The 3,058-nt window shown below is 48.4% G+C and carries 4 protein-coding genes; 1 reads left to right on the forward strand and 3 read right to left on the reverse strand.

The window, feature by feature from the left end; all coding sequences use genetic code 11:
* Positions 1–82 precede the first annotated feature (82 nt).
* A complete protein-coding gene (locus ACOJS8_RS25300; RefSeq protein ID WP_420151347.1) occupies positions 83–643 on the reverse strand; it encodes a hypothetical protein in 561 nt (186 codons plus the stop codon).
* Between the two features lie 144 nt (positions 644–787).
* On the opposite strand from ACOJS8_RS25300, the gene ACOJS8_RS25305 reads away from it, so the two are divergent.
* Positions 788–1,471 carry an SDR family NAD(P)-dependent oxidoreductase gene (locus tag ACOJS8_RS25305; protein ID WP_420151348.1) on the forward strand — a complete coding sequence of 228 codons (684 nt, stop codon included), beginning with the start codon at positions 788–790 and terminating at the stop codon, positions 1,469–1,471.
* A gap of 18 nt (positions 1,472–1,489) precedes the next feature.
* On the opposite strand, the gene ACOJS8_RS25310 is transcribed toward ACOJS8_RS25305, so the two are convergent.
* Together ACOJS8_RS25310 and ACOJS8_RS25315 are read right to left on the reverse strand one after the other, a co-directional pair.
* Positions 1,490–2,671, reverse strand: a complete 1,182-nt coding sequence (locus tag ACOJS8_RS25310; protein WP_420151349.1) for a M20/M25/M40 family metallo-hydrolase — start codon at positions 2,669–2,671, stop codon at positions 1,490–1,492.
* A gap of 89 nt (positions 2,672–2,760) precedes the next feature.
* Positions 2,761–3,058, reverse strand: a 298-nt coding sequence (locus ACOJS8_RS25315; RefSeq protein ID WP_420151350.1) for a T9SS type A sorting domain-containing protein, incomplete at its 5' end; no start/stop codon positions are given.

A 3,058-nucleotide genomic window follows, 5' to 3' on the forward strand; every position in this document is an offset into this window, starting at 1 on the left:
GATTGAATGATTAAATGATTGAGTGATTGAATAGATAATGTGCGCCAGCTATTCAATCACTCAATCATTTAATCATTCAAATTTAATTTTCTTCTTCACTGGTAAACGAATACAGGGTGGTATCCAGCGAAAGGGTATTGGCTTTGAAGTTGCGAATGAAATTTTCGATAACCTCGTCGGTAATCTCTTCTACGTTCAGGCAAACGTCCAGAGCGATTCCATAATCCGATTCCAGGTCGACTTCCACGTGTTCCTGAACTTTTATCGTTTCGGTTTCCTCTATCTCCTCAATAATTTCTGTCAATGCGGTTTCAGCCTCTTCTTCCAGCTCAGGCGTAATCTTATACGATAGCTGCCGCTCTTCGGGCGGTACGTACTCCGGGTAGGTTTTACGCACCTGCTCAAGCGCCATTTCATACACCAGGCTGCTATGGTGTAAACGGAGCGTATAGACCAACGTATCGAAGATCACCTCCTGACCCTGATACTGACCCGGAAACTGAATGTGCACACATTCGCCTTCCTCCAGTGTGTCTAAATCGTCGTCTTCAACAACCACGAACGATTTGCCTTCCTGACGGCACTCGTCTTTAAGTGCATTAATTTCTTCAGGGTCGTACCCTTCGTTTTTGTATTTTGCCATAGAGCAAATGTAAGGAAGAAGGAACTCAGGAAAAAACCAGGAAGGTTCGGCTGCTGCCCCAATTCATGAAAATAGTCTGACCGTCGAACGTATACACGTCTAACTGAATAACTTCGCCGTTTATTTAATCCTAAAGCTAAAATCATGAAATCTGTCCTTGTAACAGGAGCCTCCGGCGGTTTGGGAACCCGCGTTGTACAGGAATTACACCATGACGGTTATCGTGTGATTGCTACGGTAGGTTCGGAGAAGAACCGTACGCTTTTTGATCAGCTACCAAACGTGCAAAGTCATGTAGTTGATCTGCTGGATTCGGCCGACGTTACGAATTTTATCAGCAGGCTTAATCAGGAATCCATTCACGCAGCCGCTTTGCTGGTGGGAGGTTTTACGATGGGTGGCTTCCAGGATACCAACGTAGCGGATCTGGACAGCATGTACCGAATCAACTTCTTAACTGCGTTCAATCTGGTTAAACCGCTATTGAGTTTGTTCGAAGCGCAGGGAGGTGGTCAATTTATATTTATTGGGGCTCGTCCGGCACTTGTTGCCGAAGCGGGAAAAAATATGATTGCGTACTCTCTGAGCAAAGCCCTGATTTTTGAACTGGCCAATCTGGTGAACGCCTATGGCAAAGAAAAAGGGATTTCGGCTACGGTGATCGTACCCGGTACGATTGACACGCCTACTAATCGCCAGGCCATGCCCGACGCTGATCCGTCGAAATGGATAACGCCAGAGACCATTAGCGAAACCATTACGTTTGTTTTGTCGGACACGGGCCGCCAACTTGATGAACCGGTTCTGAAAATGTACAATCAGCCGTAAAGCAACGTATCAGTAAAGTTACTTACCCAGAACACTAATTTGCTGACGTCCCGCTACCCAACGTTCTACAACCGCTTCGGCTAGATCAACGGCGGTGTCAACAGGGCCCGTCTCTACCTGATCAAGCGTATCGTCGGGCTGATGAATACGGGGCATTCGTCCATCGGCGGCAAGTGCACACAACGTCAGGACGGGTATCCGGTTACGCACGAACCAGACACTGTCAAAGTCGGCCGTATGCCAGCGGCCTACCTGCGCCCGTCCACGAAACGCGTCGGTAGCAACCAGTTCTTTAGCCAGTTGGGTAGGTTCATTTTTGTACCGTATGACGTCAAGAGTGCCCGTCTGTTCAACAACGGTCAGGGTTCCTGCTCCAAGCGTATCAAAATTAACAACCATTGTCTGGTTACGTTTCCATTCCTTCTTATGGGCTTCGACGTAATAATAAGCACCGATCATTCCGGCTTCTTCGGCGCTGGTAAGAACAACCTCTATGGTCAGATCGGGCAATTGTAACTGCTGGAGACGGTCGGCTGTGGCCAGCGCAGCTGCTACGCCTGTTGCATTGTCGCTAGCTCCATTTGTGTAGCCTTTAAGCCAGTAACCCAACGTACCAATCATAGCCTGAAACGCAAAATAAACCATCAGCCCATACCGAATGTACGTAACGTAGGGGCGACCCGCTCCCGCTACTTCAAGCATAGCAACTACACCAGCCAATGCCATCAGGAGCAGCGAAATGATCAATGATGTTCGAAAATTAGTCTGTTGCCCTGGACTGTAAAGCAGCGATACGGGAGCTGTATCATAATGAGCCATCAGGATAACTTTTCGGGTTCCCTCCCCTGTCCGGCGGGCGGGCCAGCGTCCGATTACGTTATGAGCCGTATGCTGAACCGGAAACTTGATAATGAACGAATACTGCCAGTTGAAATAGCGCCAGGCCAGAACGATAAAATACAGAACCAGGCCAATCGCTACACCCGTTACAGGTAACAATGCCAGACCGGTCAACAAGCCACCCATGAGCCAGTAAATAATTGTTACGTAGGTTTTTGGTGTTTGAAACGGCTCCGTGCGTACATCAGCTCCCAAGTTGGCCAGATAATCCTGAAGTAAGCGAGCCGCTTCGGACCCTTCTGGCGTAGCAGCGCCCCGATGTGGCAAAGCCGTAAGGGCACGAAGAATTGATTGGTACATAAACGTTGTCGACTAAGGTAGGGCAAATTTCATAAAAAACGCTGCGACAACAGATGCCACAGCGTTTTTTAATACAAACCTGAAAATCTCTATCGTTTTATGAATCGCTGACGTAACACCTCCCCAGTCGCCGTTGTCACCTCAACCACGTAAACCCCGGTCGGCAAGGCTCGCACATCCAGTTTTTCAGTTCCTTCCTCGTTCATTACCCGCACGCCATTAATTGTATATACCTGAGCGCGGCCGACCTGCTGATTCGATGACAAACGTAAACGTAGCTGTTCGGTGGTTGGGTTCGGATAAACGACCATCGATAGCGTTTGACGTTGTTCGTGTCTTACTGATATGATCCGGGAGTAACTTATTCTGCCATCCAGATCCACCTGT

The organism is Spirosoma sp. (assembly GCF_048594605.1).
In the GTDB taxonomy this organism is placed as follows: Bacteria; Bacteroidota; Bacteroidia; order Cytophagales; family Spirosomataceae; genus Spirosoma.

Coding starts and splice junctions, on each gene's coding strand:
- ACOJS8_RS25310 (WP_420151349.1), bottom strand. CDS start 2,671: ATGTACCAATCAATTCTTCGTGCCCTTACGGCTTTGCCACATCGGGGC.
- ACOJS8_RS25305 (WP_420151348.1), top strand. CDS start 788: ATGAAATCTGTCCTTGTAACAGGAGCCTCCGGCGGTTTGGGAACCCGC.
- ACOJS8_RS25300 (WP_420151347.1), bottom strand. CDS start 643: ATGGCAAAATACAAAAACGAAGGGTACGACCCTGAAGAAATTAATGCA.